At 62.5% G+C, this 3,157-nt stretch carries 3 protein-coding genes; 2 read left to right on the top strand and 1 reads right to left on the bottom strand.

Annotated elements, in window-relative coordinates:
- Positions 1 to 86: 86 nt before the first annotated feature.
- Positions 87 to 2,228 carry a S46 family peptidase gene (locus ABI_RS05835; protein ID WP_040308625.1) on the bottom strand — a complete coding sequence of 714 codons (2,142 nt, stop codon included), beginning with the start codon at positions 2,226 to 2,228 and terminating at the stop codon, positions 87 to 89.
- A gap of 215 nt (positions 2,229 to 2,443) precedes the next feature.
- On the opposite strand from ABI_RS05835, the gene ABI_RS05830 reads away from it, so the two are divergent.
- Together ABI_RS05830 and ABI_RS24210 are read left to right on the top strand one after the other, a co-directional pair.
- Positions 2,444 to 2,731 carry a type II toxin-antitoxin system Phd/YefM family antitoxin gene (locus ABI_RS05830; protein WP_006271940.1) on the top strand — a complete coding sequence of 96 codons (288 nt, stop codon included), beginning with the start codon at positions 2,444 to 2,446 and terminating at the stop codon, positions 2,729 to 2,731.
- A complete protein-coding gene (locus tag ABI_RS24210) occupies positions 2,715 to 3,017 on the top strand; it encodes a type II toxin-antitoxin system RelE/ParE family toxin (RefSeq protein WP_157138712.1) in 303 nt (100 codons plus the stop codon). The genes ABI_RS05830 and ABI_RS24210 overlap by 17 nt, the downstream gene beginning before the upstream one ends.
- Positions 3,018 to 3,157: the final 140 nt, after the last annotated feature.

Below are 3,157 nucleotides of genomic sequence, written 5' to 3'. Positions count from 1 at the left end.
GTAAACAGGGGAGGAGAAGATGTTTCGAGCTAAAATCATAACGCTCTAAAACCCCGCTCCAGCCCCCACCGCTCTGACGTCGGCGCCTATTCGACGCCCATTTCCTTGAGCAGCCGCTGGGCGCCGTCGACCTTGTCCATCGTCCACAGCATGAAGCGGCTGTCGGCGTGGATGGTGCGGTTGACCGAAGCCTCATACGACCAGTCGGAAATGACGCCGTCCAGCGTACCGTCAAAGGCCAGCCCGACAAATTCGCCCTTGGCGTTCAAGGTCGACGAACCGGAATTGCCATTGGTGATGTCCACCGTCGACAGATAGTTGATCGGCAAGGTCCCCAGTTCCGGCGCGGCATAGCTGCCCCAGTCGCCGGCCTTGAGCTGGGCGATGAAATTGGCCGGCGCGTTGAAGTCGCCCTTGCCGGTCTGCTTGGCCAGCAGACCCGCAGCCGTCGTGAACGGCGTCCAGATCTGCCCGTCCTTCTCACGGCCCTTGATGTGGCCATAGGTGAACCGCAGCGACCCGTTGGCGTCGGGGTAGAGGGTGCGGCCCTGGCTGGCCTCATAGGCGATCTGGCCGGCGACATAGACCGACCGCGCCGCCTGGGTGCGGCCGGTGCGGTCCTTGGACTTCTGTTCGCGCACCATGTCAGCCGGATACATAGCCACGGCCAGTTGAATGAACGGGTCGGTCGAGGCTTCGAACTCGGCCGGCGTCTTGTCCAGCCAGGCCAGGCGCGTGGCGGTGTCGGCCAGGCGCGTATCGGCATAGAGCCGGTCAACACCGATGGCGTCGAGCTTGGCCAGGAAGACCGGGTCCTGTCCCGCCGGCGAGGCCTGCTTGTATTCGACCAGAGCGGCTTCAAACAGGGCGCGATCGACGCGGGGCACATAGCGGCGTTCAACCGAGGTCAGCCGTTCGGTGAGCTGACGGCGGTCGCGGTCCTGGTAGCCGCTTTCGCGCGCGGCGTCGGGCTTTTCGCGTTCCTTGGCAAAGCGGTAGGCCAGGCGTGCCGCCGTCAGCAATTGCCCGCGGCCGACCGTGCCGGTGCGCATCGAATCCAGTTGCGCCGCCTGGTCTTCGGCCACCAAACCGTCGAGGTTGGTGATCGCGGTGCCATAGGCGGCCGTGCGCGCCGGGTCGGCCTTGACCCAGTCACGGTAGGCGGCTTCCTGGCGTTCCTTGCGGCCATTCAGGTCGATGGCGTCGGCGCCGGCGATTTCGCCCAGGGTCTTCTTCTTGTAATTGTCGGCGCCCTTGATGATCGAGGCATATTTGATGGTGGCGTCCGGATCACCGGCCGTCACCTTGGCGATCAGGTCGGAATAGTCCGACAGCAGCTTCTGTTGCAGCGGCGACGATTTTTCGAAGCTGAAACGGGCTTCGGCGGCAGTGACCAGACGGGTCGTCACGCCGGGGAAGCCGGCGACCATGACGAAGTCGCCAGTCTTTACGCCGTCCTTGGCGATCTTCAGGTGGGCCTTGGGCTTATAGGGCACGTTGTCCGGCGCAAAGGCGGCCGACGAACCGTCCGGCGCGACATAGGCGCGGTAGAAGCCCCAGTCGCCGGTGTGGCGCGGCCACATCCAGTTGTCGGTCTCGCCGCCGAAATTGCCGACGCCGCCGGCCGGGGCGTAGACCAGACGGACGTCCTTGATCTCCAGTTGCTGCTGAAGATAGTAGCTGGCGCCGCCGAAATAGGCGCGCACGTCGCAGCGCCGGTTGGCCTGGGCCTCGCACTCGGCGATCAGCGCCTTGCGGTTAGTGTCCAGGGCGGCATAGCGCGCCTGGCCGGACAGGGCGGGGGTGAGGCCCTGGTTCATCCGGGCGGTGACGTCGCGCAGATCCTCGATGACAAAGATCCGGGTGCCCGGCGCCGCCGGCAGTTCGTCTTTCAAAGTCTTGGCCAGGAAGCCGTTGGTCAGGTAATCGGCTGCGGGCGTCGAATTGTACTGGATCGAGCCATAGACGCAGTGGTGATTGGTGGCGACCAGCCCTTCCGGCGACAGAAAGGCCGCCGAGCAGCCGCCCAGCGAGACGATGGCGTTCAGCGGCGCGGCGGTAAAGTCACCCAGCTTGGTCGGGTCCATCTTCAGGCCGGCTTCGGTAAGCTCTTTGGCGATACCGGCGGTCTGGTTGGGCAGCCACATACCTTCATCGGCCTGAGCCAGGGGGGCAAACCCCGCCATGGCCAGGGTGAGCGCCGTCGTTGCCAGAAGGGAAAAACGCATGAAATGCCTCATGTCACAAAAAACTGTTATTTCGTAACGCATGGCACATGGTTTCAATTATGACAATCTGAAAATGCCGGCGAGCGGGGTGTGGACGCCGGGTCAGCTTGCGCTGTACGGAAGATGCGCGGGTTGCGTATCAGGCTTGACCGCGCCGTTGAACGGGCGGGACGAACGTGTTACCTAATTAGGTACTCATGAAAAGGTCGCCCGCCATGGACATTACCCGCGACATCCAACCGATGACGACGTTTCGCAATCATTCGGCAGAATTCCTGGCACATATCCGGGAAACCGGACGCGCGATGGTTCTGACCGTCAACGGACGCGCGGCGGCGGTCTTACAGGATGCGGAATCCTATCAGCGCCTGCTCGACCTGGCGGCAGCAGCCAGTGCCGAAGAAGGCATTCGCCAGGGGCTTGAAGACGCGGCGGCCGGGCGGTCACGTCCTGCAGAGGATGTCTTCAGCGAACTGCGCGCCCAATATGACATTTCGCGTTGAGTTGACGGCCCGCGCCGCAGCGGATTTGCGGCGGCTCTTTCACAGCATCAACGGTTCGGACTCTCTCGCCGCACGGCATTGGTTCAACGGGCTGGAAGCGGCGATATTGGGTCTGTCAGAATTCCCGGCACGGCACCCGGCCACACCGGAAAATCCGACGCTTCGGCATCTGCTCTACCCCAGTCAATCCTATGTCTACCGGATCATATTTACACTCGATGAAGCTAACAGCCTCGTCAAAGTGCTTCACATCCGACATGGTTCGCAGAAGCCATTGCGGCGTTAAGCGCGGAACGTGTAGCGGAATGTTTTTGGTATCATGTCGCCGAATATGATGCCCCGCGTGATCCGCCCCCAGGCCAACATCCGTGCCTTCATCCGTGGTTAAACCTGGTCTAGGGCGTTATGATTTTAGCTCGAAATATC

Origin of the sequence: Asticcacaulis biprosthecium C19 (assembly GCF_000204015.1) — a bacterium.
Classification (GTDB): domain Bacteria; phylum Pseudomonadota; class Alphaproteobacteria; order Caulobacterales; family Caulobacteraceae; genus Asticcacaulis; species Asticcacaulis biprosthecius.
The sequence above is the reverse complement of the archived record's forward strand: the minus strand, read 5'-3'. Positions and strand labels throughout refer to the sequence as shown.

Coding starts and splice junctions, on each gene's coding strand:
- ABI_RS05835 (WP_040308625.1), bottom strand. CDS start 2,228: ATGCGTTTTTCCCTTCTGGCAACGACGGCGCTCACCCTGGCCATGGCG.
- ABI_RS05830 (WP_006271940.1), top strand. CDS start 2,444: ATGGACATTACCCGCGACATCCAACCGATGACGACGTTTCGCAATCAT.
- ABI_RS24210 (WP_157138712.1), top strand. CDS start 2,715: ATGACATTTCGCGTTGAGTTGACGGCCCGCGCCGCAGCGGATTTGCGG.